20 protein-coding genes are annotated in these 16,279 nt (G+C 53.4%); 1 reads left to right on the top strand and 19 read right to left on the bottom strand.

Annotation, left to right across the window (positions count from 1 at the left end; genetic code table 11):
• The first annotated feature begins 142 nt into the window (after positions 1 to 142).
• The gene (locus EVJ32_RS09730; RefSeq protein ID WP_131458075.1) at positions 143 to 328 is read left to right on the top strand and encodes a hypothetical protein; all 186 of its coding nucleotides are present in this window, start codon (positions 143 to 145) and stop codon (positions 326 to 328) included.
• 387 nt (positions 329 to 715) lie between these two features.
• On the opposite strand, the gene EVJ32_RS09725 is transcribed toward EVJ32_RS09730, so the two are convergent.
• The 19 genes from EVJ32_RS09725 to EVJ32_RS09630 form a co-directional block, all read right to left on the bottom strand.
• Positions 716 to 985 (bottom strand): holin, encoded by a 270-nt coding sequence (locus EVJ32_RS09725; RefSeq protein WP_131458074.1) that lies wholly within the window; start codon positions 983 to 985, stop codon positions 716 to 718.
• Position 986: 1 nt separating this feature from the next.
• Positions 987 to 2,027 carry an N-acetylmuramoyl-L-alanine amidase gene (locus tag EVJ32_RS09720; RefSeq protein WP_161568797.1) on the bottom strand — a complete coding sequence of 347 codons (1,041 nt, stop codon included), beginning with the start codon at positions 2,025 to 2,027 and terminating at the stop codon, positions 987 to 989.
• Between the two features lie 51 nt (positions 2,028 to 2,078).
• Entirely contained in the window at positions 2,079 to 2,600 is a 522-nt protein-coding gene (locus EVJ32_RS09715; RefSeq protein WP_131458072.1) for a hypothetical protein, read from the bottom strand.
• On the bottom strand, positions 2,593 to 3,702 hold the full coding sequence (locus EVJ32_RS09710) for a reverse transcriptase/maturase family protein (protein WP_131458071.1): 1,110 nt from the start codon (positions 3,700 to 3,702) through the stop codon (positions 2,593 to 2,595). Before EVJ32_RS09710 ends, EVJ32_RS09715 begins: the two co-directional genes overlap by 8 nt.
• 284 nt (positions 3,703 to 3,986) lie before the next feature.
• The gene (gene avd, locus EVJ32_RS09700) at positions 3,987 to 4,331 is read right to left on the bottom strand and encodes a diversity-generating retroelement protein Avd (protein ID WP_131458069.1); all 345 of its coding nucleotides are present in this window, start codon (positions 4,329 to 4,331) and stop codon (positions 3,987 to 3,989) included.
• 69 nt (positions 4,332 to 4,400) lie between these two features.
• Positions 4,401 to 5,453 carry an SUMF1/EgtB/PvdO family nonheme iron enzyme gene (locus EVJ32_RS09695; RefSeq protein ID WP_131458068.1) on the bottom strand — a complete coding sequence of 351 codons (1,053 nt, stop codon included), beginning with the start codon at positions 5,451 to 5,453 and terminating at the stop codon, positions 4,401 to 4,403.
• Entirely contained in the window at positions 5,453 to 5,827 is a 375-nt protein-coding gene (locus EVJ32_RS09690; protein WP_131458067.1) for an AAA family ATPase, read from the bottom strand. Before EVJ32_RS09690 ends, EVJ32_RS09695 begins: the two co-directional genes overlap by 1 nt.
• 13 nt (positions 5,828 to 5,840) lie before the next feature.
• Positions 5,841 to 6,335, bottom strand: coding sequence for a signal transduction protein (locus tag EVJ32_RS09685; protein ID WP_131458066.1), 495 nt, complete (start codon positions 6,333 to 6,335; stop codon positions 5,841 to 5,843).
• Positions 6,335 to 6,631 (bottom strand): hemolysin, encoded by a 297-nt coding sequence (locus EVJ32_RS09680; RefSeq protein WP_131458065.1) that lies wholly within the window; start codon positions 6,629 to 6,631, stop codon positions 6,335 to 6,337. Before EVJ32_RS09680 ends, EVJ32_RS09685 begins: the two co-directional genes overlap by 1 nt.
• 6 nt (positions 6,632 to 6,637) lie before the next feature.
• Complete coding sequence (locus EVJ32_RS09675) at positions 6,638 to 7,516, bottom strand: phage tail protein I (protein WP_131458064.1); 879 nt, start codon at positions 7,514 to 7,516, stop codon at positions 6,638 to 6,640.
• On the bottom strand, positions 7,509 to 8,621 hold the full coding sequence (locus EVJ32_RS09670; RefSeq protein ID WP_131458063.1) for a baseplate assembly protein: 1,113 nt from the start codon (positions 8,619 to 8,621) through the stop codon (positions 7,509 to 7,511). Before EVJ32_RS09670 ends, EVJ32_RS09675 begins: the two co-directional genes overlap by 8 nt.
• Positions 8,608 to 8,937 (bottom strand): hypothetical protein, encoded by a 330-nt coding sequence (locus EVJ32_RS09665; RefSeq protein ID WP_131458062.1) that lies wholly within the window; start codon positions 8,935 to 8,937, stop codon positions 8,608 to 8,610. Before EVJ32_RS09665 ends, EVJ32_RS09670 begins: the two co-directional genes overlap by 14 nt.
• A 12-nt stretch (positions 8,938 to 8,949) precedes the next feature.
• Positions 8,950 to 9,618: a phage tail protein gene (locus EVJ32_RS09660; protein ID WP_131458061.1), complete on the bottom strand. Its 669-nt coding sequence runs from the start codon at positions 9,616 to 9,618 to the stop codon at positions 8,950 to 8,952.
• Entirely contained in the window at positions 9,615 to 10,034 is a 420-nt protein-coding gene (locus EVJ32_RS09655; RefSeq protein WP_131458060.1) for a phage baseplate assembly protein V, read from the bottom strand. Before EVJ32_RS09655 ends, EVJ32_RS09660 begins: the two co-directional genes overlap by 4 nt.
• Positions 10,034 to 11,056, bottom strand: coding sequence for a phage late control D family protein (locus tag EVJ32_RS09650; RefSeq protein WP_131458059.1), 1,023 nt, complete (start codon positions 11,054 to 11,056; stop codon positions 10,034 to 10,036). The genes EVJ32_RS09655 and EVJ32_RS09650 overlap by 1 nt, the downstream gene beginning before the upstream one ends.
• A complete protein-coding gene (locus tag EVJ32_RS09645) occupies positions 11,053 to 11,313 on the bottom strand; it encodes a tail protein X (RefSeq protein ID WP_201740692.1) in 261 nt (86 codons plus the stop codon). Before EVJ32_RS09645 ends, EVJ32_RS09650 begins: the two co-directional genes overlap by 4 nt.
• 11 nt (positions 11,314 to 11,324) lie before the next feature.
• Positions 11,325 to 15,221, bottom strand: a complete 3,897-nt coding sequence (locus tag EVJ32_RS09640; protein ID WP_131458058.1) for a phage tail tape measure protein — start codon at positions 15,219 to 15,221, stop codon at positions 11,325 to 11,327.
• Positions 15,222 to 15,392: 171 nt separating this feature from the next.
• Positions 15,393 to 15,734 carry a phage tail assembly protein gene (locus tag EVJ32_RS09635; protein ID WP_131458057.1) on the bottom strand — a complete coding sequence of 114 codons (342 nt, stop codon included), beginning with the start codon at positions 15,732 to 15,734 and terminating at the stop codon, positions 15,393 to 15,395.
• 29 nt (positions 15,735 to 15,763) lie between these two features.
• On the bottom strand, positions 15,764 to 16,279 hold the full coding sequence (locus EVJ32_RS09630; RefSeq protein ID WP_131458056.1) for a phage major tail tube protein: 516 nt from the start codon (positions 16,277 to 16,279) through the stop codon (positions 15,764 to 15,766).

The raw sequence follows: 16,279 nt of genomic DNA, 5'->3' as shown, positions 1-16,279 counted from the left end.
ATGAGTTATCTACCTAGTGTGCAATGAGGTGTGCAATGGACGTTTTGGAAGCTGGTGTGCAATTCGTTTCCTTCTCCGGATATATGGGTAAATGATTCTATCAAAACGTCACCTGTTTGCGGCACGGGGAGGCAACGAGATTATGCAGTTAGCGATCATCGGCACCAAAGAGGAGATCTCCGAAGTCCTAAAGTTCGTCGAGAAGATGCATGTGATCACAAAGAACGAAAGGGTTGTACGCGCTGAATTTAGTTCGCGTATTGACGAGCGAATCCAACTCCAATTTGATGACATGCATCATGCAGTCGAGAAAGCGGGCTCTCTGTAGAGGGCCCTTTCTTATATCATTCATCATACCCTCATTTAACCGAATGGACACAAGACTCTTTCCGCTGAAAGGATTATGCTCGAAACGAGGTGAGGAAGATGTCAGTAAGAACAAAATTCATCAGGCGAGCATCTCTCGAGGAGTTGAACTGGATCCATGACAGGCTGGTGAATGGGCTCGAAACGAGAGACGTCATTTTCAGTGTGGAAAAGATTCTTTCGAAAAAAGTGATGTTGCATGTCAGGAGCGAAGGTGAATTATTTTCTGTCAATCTTCGCTTTGACGGGAAGTTCGAACGTCCGTTAGAGCTAGGATCCTCGGACATCGAGTAAACAAAAAAATCCCACTCAGGCGAGTGGGATTTTGCTGTATCGTTTTATTTTCACTTTATTCTTTCGTGTGACCTTCTCGCTGCTTCCCTACCTCGTACAGGCCCGTCGACGTGAGTCCGGCGATTGCGCCGGCCCAGATCCGCACATAAATATCGACAGTCGTAAACGGCGCGGCCGCAATGCCGACGAGGATGCCGATGAACAATGCGACAAGCGGGACCAGGTTCTTCGGGATGTTGATCGATTGTTTCGCGACCTCGTTCAATCCAACGATGACCGGCGCGATCAACGTGACGAGCAAAAGCAACTCTGTTGGATATTCCATATCACACTTCCTCTACTTTAATGTTTTTAGGATCCTTACTCAACGCATCCGATACGGCTTTCACGACTCCTGACTCCTCTTTGAAAGCACCGATCTGTTTCCCGTCCACGATGACGCGGCGAATCGTTTTCTCCGGAGCGACGGGTTTTGCCTCCGAAGGTTTGGATTGCACCTTTGGAGGTTCAGTCTTTTTTGACGGGACAGGCTCGAAGTCGAAGTTCTTCTCATAATTGCTCGGGATGAACTCGCCGCTGAACAACTGGTACCAGCCTCGGTCGATCAAATAGATATGACGCACGTCGCCTTTTTTCAGTCGTGCACCAGTCTGGGTCCCGAACTTGGCGCTCGCATAGACCGGTACGTCCCGGATCATCTTCGCCGTCCCGAGTTTGACCATCGAGGCGGGCGGTTTGATGGCTTGCGGTTTTTGCGCACTGGCGTAAGGTACTTTGAAGAACTCACATACCGCCATCACAAGTTCTTGGGCGCACTCTTGCTGGAACGACTTGTCGATCATGAGCAAGGCCTCGCGGCTATTGTCCATAAAGCCGAGTTCGAACAAGACTGCAGGCATTTTCGTGTTGGCCGTGACGTAAAGTTGTTGCTTCACAACGCCACGATTTTTTTGGACTGTGCCTTTGGCCAAATGTTTGAGCGCGATCTTCGCGAACACTTCAGACTGACCGCCTGAAGGATCGATATGCGCCGAGAATCCTTCTGGGTCTTTGCCCGGACCATCGAATTTTCCATCAATCGCGTTGTAGTGAATCGAGATAAACAGGTCTACTTTTGCGTCGTTCGCCCGTTTCACCCGAGAAGCCAGTGAATGATCCGCATCGCCGGGTGCCGTCTCCACCACTTTGAATCCGCAGCGTTTCAACTCGACAATGAGATAAGCCGCTACCGCTTTGTTGAACTCGTTCTCCGGAATGAAACGCCCGATTGATTGGATGAAAGGCGTCCGTTTCCCTGGTGTCAGTGGTGCCAGACCGTGTCCGTCGTCAACGCCGATTTCTATATCTCCTACTTGAACATTCGACAATGTAATTCCTCCCTGTGACTGTAATTAAAAAGACGCCATCCGAAGATGACGTCATTTGATAATGTAATGCCAGACCGCTGCCGCGCCACCGCCGATATACGGAGTGACAATCAGCAGCCACTTAAAATAATGTGACTTGACCTCGCGTTCGGTCTCGAAACGTTTTTGGCGGGTCTCCTCGATTTTGACGTTGACCTGCCCGTCAAGCTGCACCTGTTCCTTGAAGATGTCGAGCATCTTGTCCGACTGTTTCATGACGGTGCCCATCATAACCTCGTTGCGCCCGTCGCGCTTCGCCTGCTCGGCGCGGAAGTCTTTCAGGTCGACCGCTATACTTTCGACTCTTGCGCCGGTCAACAGATTGCTCTGCGCCTGCGTGGCCACGTTCTCGGTCAACGTCTTCATCGTCTTCTCAAGCGTGTGGATGGATTCTTTCAGTTCGCCGTGATTGGATTTGAGGTCTTCCACCGCCGGCGCGAGATCCGCACCTTGTTTCGCCGTCTCTTCAATCCGTTGAATCACCTTTTTTTGTTCTTTCATGTCTTCCTCTATCCGGTCAACTCGTTCAATCAAGTCCTCTGGCATCTTCGACACTCCCTGTTTCGTTATCGCTCGGCCGCACGAGCACTGTATCCCTGTATAATTTCTTTCGCAAGGCATGGCAGTCACCATGCTTCATTAGGCCGTCATAGCTGCGCAACGTCCGAAGGACCGCGTCACCGTTCACTCTTCCTTTGCTGTATTGCCTCGTCAAATACTTCACGCGACGTTTCATGCGGATCGCCGTCGATTTCCGCATCCGGATGTGCGTCCGGAACACACGATAACCGACCCAATCGATGCCGTGCGAGATCGGTCGGATCGATGTCTTGTTGTTGATGGACAAATGCAACTCGTCCTTCAAGAAACAATCGATCTCGAACAACAATTCCCGCAACACCTTCTTGTCGTCGTGTAGCACCAACACGTCATCCATATAGCGCATGTAGTGTTTGATCTTGAGCGTGTGCTTGGCGAACTGGTCGAGCTCGTTCAGATAGATGTTCGCACAGAGTTGACTCAACAGGTTGCCGATCGGCATCCCGATACCCCGCACACGCCCCTTGACGTACTGGTGATCTCCGAGCTCGACACCGAAAAGGTCTGACTCACTCGAGATGATCGAATGAATCAGACCCAACAGCCGCTTGTCCTTGATCTTCCTCTCGATAATTGACAAGAGTATCTGATGATCGACCCGATAGAAGTATTTGGCGATGTCCAACTTCAGGCAATAACCACCCCCTTTGAAATCTTTCCGGATCCAATGCTGCAGTCTCGCGACCGCACGGTGTGACCCTTTTCCTTTCCGGCAGGCGTACGAGTCATAGATGAATGTCCTCTCGTAAATCGGGAGCAAGGTCTGATAGATCGACCATTGAACTACACGGTCTCGGAACGGGAGCGACATGATCAGTCGACGTTTCGGTTCCAGGACAAAGAATTGTCGGTATGGGCTCACCCGATACATATTATGAATCAATTCATTTTGTAAGATGATCAGGTTCTCTTCTAGATTTTGCGTGAACCGGAGGATCTCTGGCTTGTAGCGTTTCCCTTTGATTGCTTCTTTGTATGCTGCGTATAAGTTTTCGTATTCTACAATTTCCCCAAATAATTGTCCGATTCGTTTCAAAAGTGACGTCGCTACCTTTCCATTGATCGTACTAACTAGAGACGATGCTGTTTATTTTTTTGCCGTCTAGGCATGGAAAGGCGTCCGTTTTGTCCACCGTCCGGCATCGTATCCGATGTCCGGCTTCTTCGGGACAGAACCGCGGAACGGAAGCCCAGATTCGTATTCGCGTTCGAGCGCGGGTTGTTCAGGTTGAGATAGAACACCCCGGCATTGGACGAATTATTCCAATTGCCGCCGCGAATCGGGACCACGATCACATAGTAGACGCCTTCCCAAGGAAACTATTTCTCTTTTTGTGATTTGATCCAGCCGCCGATCAGGCGGCCGATTTCAGACAAACTACGATTCCACACCTCATATTGTTTGAATGGCAAGAATCCCAATTCCATCGCTAACCTCGTCAAGAAACGGAGGAACTCCAGTTCGATGTCCAGATCTTGAAGCGTTGTCTTTTTGTGGTATCGTTTGTTCGCCCGAACAGTCAGTTCGAGCAGTTTGTACATGCTTTGTTTGGTGTCCGCAGCCAGTCCATATCGTTCCTGCTTCGGATAGTTGCGTAACGCGATATACCCATAACCAATCATGTCCTCGATTTTCTTTTGTACGATCAAATCCGAGTCGTGCATAAAATCCTCCTAAAAGCGGTGAGCCCACTATCGTGGGCCCACTCAGATATTCAGCTGACAGATTTCTGATTACTGGACGAACGCGGAACGGAAGCCCAGAGACGTAGACGCGATCGAGCGCGGGTAGTGCAGGTGGAGAAAGAACACCCCGGCATTGGACGAAAAAGACCAATTGCCGCCGCGAAACGGGATACGCGTGCCGTAGTTTCGTACATAGATGCGGTCTGAACCGTGGTCGCCAGTAGTCGGTGCGATGGCGAGATACTTCATCAATTCAGGGACCGTATACCCTGCCTTTGCCCCCAATGATTCGAATGCCGCATTGTTCTCGGCAAAACTTGAATCCGTGTCGCCGCCAGTATACATCGGATTCTCGCGTAGGCTGTTCAAAATCAATGAACCTCCGGCCGACACTGAAGATTGTGTATCGTTCCCGGTCGTCGAGTTGTCGAAGAACACGCCTGTGTCCAACCAGTTCGCAAGGTTGTCCGGTGTGTTGAAGTTGTTGTCCGGATGGACGTAGATTTTCCCGTTCACCAACCGGAAGCCGTCGACGAATTCGTTGACGTTCCCGTTGAGATCGTAAATTCCCGCAACCGTATTATCATGCGCGAACGAAACCGGACCGGTACCCGTCAAAATACGTGCAGGCGACGCCGGAGTTTCCAATCGGCCCACCTCATGCGGCATTGCATGGTCTTTTCCATAGTTGTTGTTTCCGCGTGGCATAAATCCGTTCTTCTTGCACCATAAGGCGATAGCAGCCCATTCGGCGTTCGTCATCAAGTGCCATCCGGCACCTTTCGCTTTCGATGCGGCGGACGCTGTGTCGATTGTCATCGAATGACCCGGCGCCACACCCGGGAGCGAGTAGGCGCGACCGTCTTTGATGACGTTCTGATATTTCGAGATCCAGATCCCGTCCTTGACCACGCCATCAACGATGAACGCTGGGTGAGGTGTGGCCGGCGCACCGGTGATGACGTCCGCTAAATTAAAACGTGGCACGAACACCATGACCGACGGATTGCCTAAATCGTCATACATGACCGTGTTCTTTCCACCTGTCGCGGCCTCGACCGCATGCCGATAACTGTCCTTGATTGAGAATACGAATGGCATTATTCAGCCACCTCCACGTCTGATTGTTGTTCTGGAACCTTTTTCGAGTCGAGATACACTTGTGGCAACGGCCACAGCACGAGCTTCACTTTTTTGACGTCAAGAGGCATCACGACCATTTCTCCGGCTTCCTCGTCGGTTTCACCCTCTACATATTCATATTCGCGCGCAGGGATGACAACTGTTGCCACGTACCAGGCGCCGAGCCCTTCACGGACTCGCAACAAATCGTTGTCCAAACAGACATCGATGACGCGTTCGTTCTCCCCTTGCCGCTCCGAGAGTGGGATCTCCACCTGTCCTTCGATTTTTAATACGCCCGACCGCAAAGAAAAGGCAGCCGTTTCGCCAGCTGCCACTTTTGAGATGATCATTATTTCGTCCTCCTTATTGGATGTTCGGGTTGACGAGCGTCCACGTGAACGCTGCGCTCTTCGCCGACCCTGTCATTTTGACCTTGAACCCGTTTTGCGTCTTGTCATAGACGACGAACGTCCCTGCCGCACTCGCGTCACCCGTCGGGGTGACCACGACGTCATAGTCCGGCGCATTTGACTGTGGCCAACCGGACAGGTTGATCAACACGAACGGCTCCGCCGAACGGAAATAGCCATCGTCCGTGATCGCATTGACGATGGTCGCCTTGCCTTGCAGCAATTTTTGTTTTTTGTAGCGCTCTAGCTCGAAATTTAACTGGGCGATCAAGTTCAGCGCCATGATCGATAGGAGTCCGCCGCCATTATGGCCAAGCAGGATCCCTTCCTCGAGGTTGTTCATGTTCTCCTCGTCGAGTGGCGTCCCTTCGACGAGCACCGTTCCGTTATTGTCATCGAGGACCCGGTCCTCCCACGAGGTCGGATCATAAATGAGTGTCCGTTGCATCACGACACCTCCGTCTTAAATTTGAATTGAAACAGTCGGCCTTTGTTCTTTTCTTTCGGTTTGTTCGGCGCAATCTCGGCACGCACCACGCCCGACTGATCCAACAGCCGACAACGGGTCACTGTCCCGTTCGGCGCTTTCGTCGTCAGATAGACATGTTTGATGACCGTGTCGCCCGACAAGACGGACCGACGGATCTTCGCGGGATACGTCACCCCGCCGATCGTATAGTCGGCGCTCACGCACGTCTGGTCGATCAGTCGGGCGATGTCTTGAATCATGTTCGATTTGAGCAAGATGTCTCACTCTCCTTTTTGTGTATAGGTGACCCCGGCAAACGGTAGCGTCGCCGTACCATGAGCTATCACGGATTCGGTTCCAAGGTCGTCTGAAGCACCTGTGCCCTCATAAAACGGCTCGTATTTGACGACCGGCGGCACAGATGAACCGCTCTCGACGATCGCCGTCACGGTCACCTCATTGTCGACCGAAGTACCGACGTCGATGCGGGATGGCTTTTGGCCAGAATACATCGAGCCGGACATGACCACTTGACCGACGCCGTTCGAGGACGTCGTCTTCGAACGAACAATCGCCTGATGGACGGTACCCGGCATATAAATGCCCGCACGCACCGCGATGACCGGGTGAATGTGGATCCGTCCGTTCTTATAGATGACGCGGTAGTAGATGCTGTCATCCCGACGGAACCAGATGGATTCGAGCCGGGTCGATTTCCGTTTGTTCTTCTCGACGGCCCGGAATGCGGAAGGCAGGTCACGTTCGCTTCGTAACGGACCATCGATCTCGATACGGAAATGATACGGGTCGCCGCCATACTCGAACCACTCCACGATTCTCGCCTTGTCCAAAATGATGGAGACGACGTCCTCGATGGCCTGTGCCGTCCCCTTCTTCCGATGGACGGACCACGAGCTCTGGATGAGCGCTCGTTTTTGGTCGGCGCTCAATTGATCGTCGTAGTAGTCGAGATGCTCTTCTTTCGCGATGATGTCGAGCAGCATCTCGGGGATCGGGTTGGTTGGGTCGAGCACGTCGGTCTGTTCGAGGACGAAGCGGAACATCTCCGTGATCGCCTCGGTCAACGCGGCGTTCTCAGGCTGCGATGTGAGCGAACGTGGCAGGATATCCCGCAACGAGAAGTCGCGTAAGTCAATCATCGATGAATCCCCCGAACGTCACGCTGATATTTCGTTCTCGCGCCACCTGGTCATCCGCGATCGGCACGTATTCGTTCGGCTCGACCAGGACGCGGCGACCGCCCCTTTCCTGCACTCGGGCATAGAGTTCGCCCGGGTCGACCCCACGCCCGAGTTTCGAGCGTTGCCATGACTTGTATTCAAAGATTGCCGCTTGGATCTCACTCTGATGGAACGATTCGGCCGTCCGGTAACTCTCTGGCAGGTAATAGACGAGCGTGAGGTCGTAATAGACCGGTAACGGCGCGGCGGTCGTCACGAAATCAGTCAAGGGACGAATGTCGCGTGGCGAGCATTTCTCACGGACGGCCTCGAGCACCTCGGCACTCGGTAGCTCGCCGCCCTCCATCAATGGCACGATCTTGACGACGCTTGGTGCCGGCGAGATGGCTTTGACGTCGATGATGCCCTGGTGCGCCGTCTTCGCATGATAGATATACGCAAGTTCCGGTCCTGCCGTCGAATAACCTTCCGGCGAGAGATGGATGCGTTCTGCGTAGGCCTCGTCCTCTTCGACGTCAATCCCACCGTTCGAGGCAGTTATGTTCTGGACCGACTGCACCCAAGGGATCGGCGTCTGCAGGTCGTTGATCAACCCGGGGGCGATCCCGTTCCCGCCCAGTCCCGGTTCGGTACTTTTTGCGATGATGTCGATATGCGGGACGCCCACCGAGACCGTGATATCACCGATCGTCTCGAAAGCGATACCACTGTAGGCGACCGTCGTCCCCTCGAAGATGACGAACGGCTCCGGATTCACGACCTCGAAACGCAGGGTCACGAGTGCCGGTCTCGCCTCGAGCCGAGGCACACCCTTGTCATTACCGAGGTGGTCCAAGTAATTGTCGTCCGCATAGGCGAGGCGCGACTGTTTGCCCGTGTAATCGATGTTGTTCGCGAGCAAGGCGGCGACATAAGCGGCCGCCTGCAACATCTTGTAGCGTGGGTCAGCTTCGTTCAGCTGCACGCCGGGCAACAGTTGCTCGAACTTCGCGACGCCGAGCTGTTCATACTCCTCGACGTCGCTCGAGACGAACTCGATCTCTGGCAAGTTAAATCGTGTCAATTTCTATCACCACCTTCACCGTCGTTCTGATTCTACCGTTCAACAGGTCTGACTCATCTTGTTCGACGAGCACCTCTTGCACGTTGACCTCAGGGATGTTCCGCTCGAGCTTCTCGATCACCTGCGCCGACCACTCGTTTTTCGCCATCTCACTCGGGTCGTCGATCGGTGGGTCCATCCCGAACTCACGATGCATCGGGTAGCTGTCCACGAGCGTGTCCAATAAAAATGAGACGCTCTGCAAGATGGCGGCCAGGCCGGTCGCCCCGTAGTCGATGGTCGTGCCGTCCGATGAACTGATTTGATGCACCGTCATCTTCAAGCCTCCCTATTTCTTTTTGAATGTCGTGTACGTTGACACGGACGAGATATATAAGCCGCCGCCGACGTTGTACCATCGGATGCCGCTGCCGGTCACGTAGCCGTACACCTGAAAACTTTGTCCCTTGCGCATCACTTTCTTGATGCGTGCGTTGAGGGACGGGCCCATTCTGCAGTTGAGCATCCCGACCTTCACTGTCGCGGTACCGATCGACCCCGTTTTTTTGGCGGAGGTCGAGGCTGTCGGTGACTTCGGTTTTGGTTTCTGCCGAACCGGCTTGTCCTTCGGGTACTCTTTCAAGGCCAGTGACAACTCGATGGTATGCGAGACGCCCTTGTTGTCGATGAATCGATGCGTCTCTTGAATATCCTCGATATACCAGAATCCGTTCGTGATCGGCTTTTGCCCGATGACGAGCGTACCGACCTTGCCGCCATCCCGGAAACTGCGTAACTGTTGGGTCACTTTTTCCGGATCGACCTTCTTCGATCGCTTCAACAAGATCTTCATGCTGATCGACTCTTGGCCCGGACCCTCGAACTCCGGCAACGGTTTCTGTTGAATGATGTCGTGCACGGACCATCTCGCCGAACCGCTTCTCGAAAGGTCGCTGAACGTCAGCACCTTGCTTGACGACACCTCGAACGAGACACCCGCAAATGTTCCGATTTTCATGATGTCCCTCCGTTCCGCGTCGTGAACTGGTCGGCGATGACGCGTCCTTTGACGTCCAACGTGCCGTTTCCGACGAGTTGGATGGTCATGTTCTTGGTTTTCGAATCATATTGTACGTAGGCGCCATCCTCGAATTCGACGTGGCGCTTCGTTTCTTCTTTAACCGGCACTTTGTCGACGTCGTTGAAGATGGAGCCAAGGATATACCCTTGCTTGGCGCTTCCCTCGACGAAGATACAGACGACGAGCTCGTCAATTTTAGGCATCCAGTAATCCCTGACGCGGATGCTGCCTCTCCCGATGATAGGGAGCTCGCGAGAGACGACCTCTTCGCCACCCTTGTCCTCGAACAGGACGCGGACCGTCGCGCGCTCCGGATAAATCGCCGACACACGTCCGATGTCCACATGTCGCATCAATATCCCTCCAATACACGTCTCAGCGACAACGTCGTCTCTGAGCCCTTGCTGATGGTCGCCGACACGCTCGTGATGATGTACTTGCCGTTGAACGCATCGAAGCCTTCCAGTTTGACCGTCTCGCCCGCGAATGCGGTCAGGAAACCAGCGAGCCTGACCGAGAAGGTCAACCCGTTCTTGTTCGCCTCCCGCAACTTCGCCATCGCCAATTTTTTCGCGGCCGACTCGGAACTGATCTCCTCGTTGACATAGAGGACCCGGTTCGTCGCAGGCGGGCGTTTCGGTGTGAAGGTATAACGCCTCACTTTTTTCGTCTTCGGGTCCGTCCACTTGACGGAGCAACTTCGATAGAGGCTCGTCAGTGAGTCGTCCCCGTTATAGTCCTTGATCGCCTTGTCCGTCTCTTTGAGGATGAGTTTCTCCGGCGCTTCTTCCAGTTTCATCTCGTCCATGACGATCAACTTTTTGTTGGCCACCTTGAGCGTGAAACCCGCGTCTGAACAAAGCCGCATCAGAAACGCGAGATCCGTCTCTCCTTCTTGGTCGACCCGATCATAATACGGATTGTCGAGGGCTGAAAAATAGAGCGACATCCCGTTCGTCTTGGCGACGTCTCCTGCCACTTTGCGAAAATTCGACTTTTCCCAAGCTTTTGTTTTCTGCGAACGATTCAGCGTCGTGCTCTGCGGGATGGACAATCCCTCGATCGTCGAGATCTTGGGCGGTCCGGAAACGCCGAACTTGTCGATCTCGAATGTGCCGATGAATCGACTCGTCGGCTTGGAGTCATCCCAACCGGTCGATACGACGAGCGCGCACTTGATGACAGAGCCCATTTTCGGACGCCATGCGCTACGCCATTTCTTTTCGCGGTCTGACAGTGCCAATGTGACCGTATCAGGTTCCGCCGAGATGTTGTCGACGAATGAGATCGATGTCAGATAGTCCTCGATCTCCCGCGTCACATTGACGTTGTCATGTAAGATTTCCGGACGAACACGACGTGCGAACTTGATCATCCGAACACCCCGTCATCTGCCGACATATCGCCGATCATTTCCGACTCACCGTCTCCGAGCAACCAATCAGGCTCACCTGCGAAGATTTCTTCACGAGGCGGCTCGGGGATATCGAGTACCACTCCGGACGTGAACACGAGCGTCAACCGGTGTTTCGGGTTGGCGCGCAATAAAACAGGGAGCAAATATTCGCTCCCCAGCAACTTCAAGGCGATGCGGTCGAACGTGTCGCCGCTCACCGTCGTATAGGTCTGCATCTGCTCCCTCCTCAGTATCGATTTCGTCTCTTCTCTCGTTCGAACTGCTCGGCCATTCGTCTGAACTCGTCATAACTGAACTTCAGCGCGTCCTCGACTTCCTGCCGCGATGAGCCTGGTGCCATATGGACGACCGGGCTGTAAACGAACTGGTAGTTTGAGTCGGCGCTCGGGTCGGTTTTTCTGTCGTCCCCTTTCCCGAAGTCGAGCAAATCCCGAAGTGGGTTGCTTCGGTCCCCAAGTTCGAGCCCGAAGCGTGAGGCGACGCGACGGAGCAAGTTAGTCGCCCGACCGCGTTTTTCCTCAGACAACGGGATGATCGCCTCAGGACCCGCCTCGCCGACGAGGCCGAGGTGTGCGTTCGTGACGATGCCACCGTTGGCATACGGCAGATACCCGCCGCCGCGCATCATGTTTTGGATACCAGGATGGTTCATGATCCCGCCATATCGGCCGTCCATGTACCGGATGGCAGCGAGCGCCGAGTCCAGTGGATTGCGCCGGTTGTTGAAGCCCGGCATCTTCCAACGCTGGAACGTCGAGTTGATGATTTGGAACAGGCCGACCGACGGGTCTCCGCGCTGGGCGTTGATGTCCCAGTCATTGATCGCGTTCGGATTGAAGCCCGACTCTTTCTGCGCGATCGTCATGAGTGGATTCAACAGGCTCAACGGCTTGTTGAGCATGGCGAGCGCCTGCGTGATGGCAGAACGTGCCACGCCCGCACCGGAACCGCTGTAAGCGGCACCCAATGACCCGCCCGTCGATTCGCTCATTTTCGGGAGGATCCCCTTGATGTAAGTGAGCGCCTGGTCTTTGACGAACCCGAACGCACCTTTGCCGATGTCACCGAACGCCCCGCTCATTTGTGGGAGGGCGACACCGAACTGGTCGAGCACTTTCGAAAGTAGTTTCGTCGGGTCGGACAGGTAACTGAAGACATCGAATGCGGCATCTTTCAGTTGTCCCGTCTTCTCGCCGACCCATTGCATGCCCGTCCGGAACGCGTCTTTGACGTTCCCGAGCGCGTATTGCGGGATTTGTTGTTGCGCGAGCACGGCTCGCGTGGCTCGTGCGTTGATGACCTCGGTGCCTTTCGGCAGGTTCATCAACGTGTCGGTCGCCGGGCTCAATCCGACACGGCCATTCGGCGTGCGGTACAGCTCCGGACCCGCGTTCGACCCGCGTCCGTCGCCGAGCACGGCCAAACCGCCCGGATGTCCCTTCGTCCCGTTCGCGTATTGCGGTACCGCCCATGTCGGGATCTTCGTGTCGATGCCTAACTTCCCACCGACCCAGTTCAATCCATTGATCACGCCATTTACAGCGTTGCCGATTTTCTCGAGCATTAGATTGCCGACTCGGACTGCGCCGTCCGCGGCCTTACCACCCATCGCCTTGATTCCTTCTCCCATTTTTCCAGGCAATGCTCTGGCCATTGAGATAATGTCATCGAAGCGGTTCTTGATCAATTTTTTCATGTTTGTGACGATTTCAACGGCACGGTCTCTCATAAGCCCGAAACGACTACGTACACCATTCGCCATGTTCGACGCTACATTGACCACCGTATCTTTCAAGGCAGCAAAAGTTTTGACGCCAAACGCCTTCAAAGTTTGGAAGATGCGTACAGCGTTCAGCCACAGGTTACGATAGAATTGAAGCGCATTCGTGACCATTTTCCATACAGTCTGTATAACCTTGGTACCAAGCTCCTTGACCAACCAATAGGCGTTCTCCGCACCATTCTTGAAGAAGTTTTTCACTCCGGCCCACATCGCACCTGAGTTTTTCAATAGGCCAGCTCCGAGCGCTTTGATGCCGCCAAGGATGCGACCGATAAACATCAAGTTCACATAGTTCCAGATGAACTGGACCGCTCCGACGACGAGTTGTTTGACCCCTTCCCAGACTTTTGCAAAGTCTCCGGTAAAGATGCCTGAGAAAATTTTAATGACGCCCATAATGATATTGACGGCGCCTTGGATCAAACCGGCCACAGAATCCCAAATCATTTTCAAAATCGGGAGTACGACCGGCGCTAAAAATTGAACCACTTTGACGATTCCGGCAAAAATATTTTGAACAGCCTGCAGTACCTGCGCGCCGTTCTCCTGCCAGAATGTCAATAGCTGGTTCCCGATGTCGACGAAGAAGCCGATAATTTTCGGGAGAAACGGCGCTATCAGGTCGTAGACTGACTCGATCAAGCTGAGGAAACCAGATACCATGTTCCCGACATTCGTGATCACAGAACCGACATATCCGGCGACTGATGCTCCATTCTCCTGCCAAAAGCTCGTCACCTGACCAAATGCGCCAAGAACATCTCCGCCTACTTTTTTGGCCAAATCGAGGAACTGTCCCCCGACCATTTGAGCCATCTCGATTGCCGTTTCTCGTACATCCAGAACGACGTCTCGCACCGATTTCACCCGGTCGCGGAACGCGTCAATCTGTTTATGGTCGAATCCGACGTCGAGCATGAGTTTGCGACCTTGGGCAAAATCGCCCGAAAACATTTTAATTCCAGCAAACGCGGTATTCGCAAACTCTTTTGCCTCTTTGATGCGGTCTCGAAATGCGTCAATCTGTTTGTGGTCATACCCAAGCTCGAGCATAATCTTACGACCATTGACGAAGTCGCCAGTTAGGATATCTTTAGCGGCCGCCAACGGCTTCAACATCTTGCCTGCACTGTCAACGATGCCCATGATTTTGTCTTGAACTTTCGGGAGCATCGCCGTTCCGTATTCGACAAAATAACGAACGGCCGGAGCGACCCGCTCACCGATGGCAATGTTCATCTCGGACCATGCCGATTTTAAAATCTCGACCGATCCGTGAAGGTTGTCCATCTGCGTGTTGGCCATCTCCATCAATGCGCCGTCCGCGCTTTGGATTTCGCCTTTCAAGTCGCCGTACTCGTTCCCCAGTCCCTCTAAGATACCGGTGAATGTCTTCAAATGTTCTTTGCCGGCGATCATCGAGATATATTGGGCTCGTTGTTCGTCGGTCATGTCTGCCAATGTGTTTTTGACGTCCATGAAAATCGTCTCGAGACCTCGGAATTTCCCTTCGCTATCGAACGCATTCAAATTCAGCTCAGTCATCGCGGCGCCGGCAGCGCCTAGCCCGGAAGTCAAGTTGACCATGATGGCGTTTAGCGCCGTTCCGGCCTCCGAACCTTTGAAACCACGGTTCGCCATGATACCGAGGATGGCATTCGCTTCCTCGAGAGGTACATTGAACGTGTTCAGAGTTCCACCCGCAACAAGGAATGCTTCCATCAAAGCATCGATGTTCGTATTCGCGCGTCTAGAAGTGTGTGCAACTTTATCCAAGAAACCAGGCAGTTGATCGACTTGGATTCCTAAGGCAGACATGGAATCCGTGACGAGGTCACTGGCCCTACCGAGGTCGATGGCACCAGCCTCCGATAATCGGAGAACCGGCTCGATTCCTGCCATCATTTGTTGCGTATCCCATCCTGCGAGAGCAAGATATTGCAATCCGTCCGCGGCCTCCGCCGCACTCTTGGACGTCTGCTTGCCCATCTCACGGGCAACTTCACTCAATTGTTCGAAATCTTTACCGGTCGCGCCCGATACGGCTTTGACGTTACTCATTGCCTTTTCAAAGTCAGCGAACGTATTTACGGCCCCTTTGATGGCAGCGACTCCACTGACCGCCGCGATGGCGGTACCGATGGCCGCCGCTGCCGCGATGGCCGGACCCTTCAATGCCGAGAAACTCTTGCCAAGCGATCGGTTGCTCTTCTCGACCTCATTCGTCTCCTTGGTCGTCTTCCCGAGCGTTTTGTGCGCCTGATTGAACGCTTTCTGCATGGATGGATCCATCATACCGGCGAGCTTAAAGGCAATCTCATACGTCTGTGCGTTAGCCATCTTTGTTCACCTCACGTACATCCGTGACGAAATCCCAGAGACGGGGAAGCGGCATCTTCATAAAATGATGGAACGGGGTGTGGACGACAGAAGAAAGACGGATGGACACTTTCTGCACCACCCGCCCCGTCACCACCAACTTGCTTATTCCGTTCTGCCGCTCCGCCACTCCTAGTTGTTCAAAAAACGGATGACCTCATTCTTCACTTTGAGCCCCTCTTTTGCAGGCAACGAACGGTAGAACTCGATCGGCTGCTTCGTCACCGTCGCGGCAATCGAGAAGGCATAGGCCAACGTCATCTCCGGCAGTGGCGAGAACTGTCCAGAGGCCGTATACGCCCGGTCCGCCTCGAGAAGGTCGTCGCCTGTCAAATCATCAATCCCTGACAAATCGACCGATTGATACGTTTGTCCTTCGAAGCTATATGGCTTCTTGAATTTTACGATCCCTTCCGCTTGCTTTTTCGACTCTACGTTCACTGCTTCCGTTTGTTCGTTCGTTTTTGCGTCCATCTTGTATTTCCCCCTAGTTTTTTGGTTTGTTAGATCATGTTACGGAGCGTCGAAAGCTGGTCTTTCCCGTTGATCACATAAATGAAGTTGATTTTATCGAGCTCGAGAAGAACTTTTCCGCCCTCTTCGATTTTGATATATACGGCCTCCAGCACTGTCGTCGTCTCCGTGGCGGCATTGACACCGATCTTACCCGGGTTGATCCCTTTCGGCTGACCTTTGAGCGTGATTTTGAGTGCGCGATGGGAGACGACTCCTGACGAGACGTCATATCCTTGTTGAGCTGCGCGAAGGGTCAATACTTGTCCAGCCATCTCTTGCATGCTGAATGATTGGTCCGTCAACGTCCGGAACTGGATTTCGACAGGCGTGCTACCGAAATGTCCTTGTGAGACACTCTCGTACTCACCGAGGAGACCCGCTCCTGAGATGGTCTCCGTCATCGGTTCGAGGTTCGGAAGCGTCACTTCGCCTGTTACACCGATCAATTTATTGGCTCCGTTATACGCGTTAAAGTTGACTACTTTTTCTGGAATCTGATTCAT

Origin of the sequence: Exiguobacterium sp. SH5S4, assembly GCF_004337045.1 — a bacterium.
Taxonomy (GTDB): Bacteria; Bacillota; Bacilli; order Exiguobacteriales; family Exiguobacteriaceae; genus Exiguobacterium; species Exiguobacterium aurantiacum_A.
The sequence above is the reverse complement of the archived record's forward strand: the minus strand, read 5'-3'. Positions and strand labels throughout refer to the sequence as shown.

Bases quoted from the DNA above. Each gene is read 5' to 3' on its own strand.
- EVJ32_RS09730 (WP_131458075.1), top strand. From the start codon at position 143: ATGCAGTTAGCGATCATCGGCACCAAAGAGGAGATCTCCGAAGTCCTA.
- EVJ32_RS09725 (WP_131458074.1), bottom strand. From the start codon at position 985: ATGGAATATCCAACAGAGTTGCTTTTGCTCGTCACGTTGATCGCGCCG.
- avd (WP_131458069.1), bottom strand. From the start codon at position 4,331: ATGCACGACTCGGATTTGATCGTACAAAAGAAAATCGAGGACATGATT.
- EVJ32_RS09695 (WP_131458068.1), bottom strand. From the start codon at position 5,453: ATGCCATTCGTATTCTCAATCAAGGACAGTTATCGGCATGCGGTCGAG.
- EVJ32_RS09690 (WP_131458067.1), bottom strand. From the start codon at position 5,827: ATGATCATCTCAAAAGTGGCAGCTGGCGAAACGGCTGCCTTTTCTTTG.
- EVJ32_RS09685 (WP_131458066.1), bottom strand. From the start codon at position 6,335: ATGCAACGGACACTCATTTATGATCCGACCTCGTGGGAGGACCGGGTC.
- EVJ32_RS09675 (WP_131458064.1), bottom strand. From the start codon at position 7,516: ATGATTGACTTACGCGACTTCTCGTTGCGGGATATCCTGCCACGTTCG.
- EVJ32_RS09665 (WP_131458062.1), bottom strand. From the start codon at position 8,937: ATGACGGTGCATCAAATCAGTTCATCGGACGGCACGACCATCGACTAC.
- EVJ32_RS09660 (WP_131458061.1), bottom strand. From the start codon at position 9,618: ATGAAAATCGGAACATTTGCGGGTGTCTCGTTCGAGGTGTCGTCAAGC.
- EVJ32_RS09655 (WP_131458060.1), bottom strand. From the start codon at position 10,034: ATGCGACATGTGGACATCGGACGTGTGTCGGCGATTTATCCGGAGCGC.
- EVJ32_RS09650 (WP_131458059.1), bottom strand. From the start codon at position 11,056: ATGATCAAGTTCGCACGTCGTGTTCGTCCGGAAATCTTACATGACAAC.
- EVJ32_RS09645 (WP_201740692.1), bottom strand. From the start codon at position 11,313: ATGCAGACCTATACGACGGTGAGCGGCGACACGTTCGACCGCATCGCC.
- EVJ32_RS09640 (WP_131458058.1), bottom strand. From the start codon at position 15,221: ATGGCTAACGCACAGACGTATGAGATTGCCTTTAAGCTCGCCGGTATG.
- EVJ32_RS09635 (WP_131458057.1), bottom strand. From the start codon at position 15,734: ATGGACGCAAAAACGAACGAACAAACGGAAGCAGTGAACGTAGAGTCG.
- EVJ32_RS09630 (WP_131458056.1), bottom strand. From the start codon at position 16,279: ATGAATCAGATTCCAGAAAAAGTAGTCAACTTTAACGCGTATAACGGA.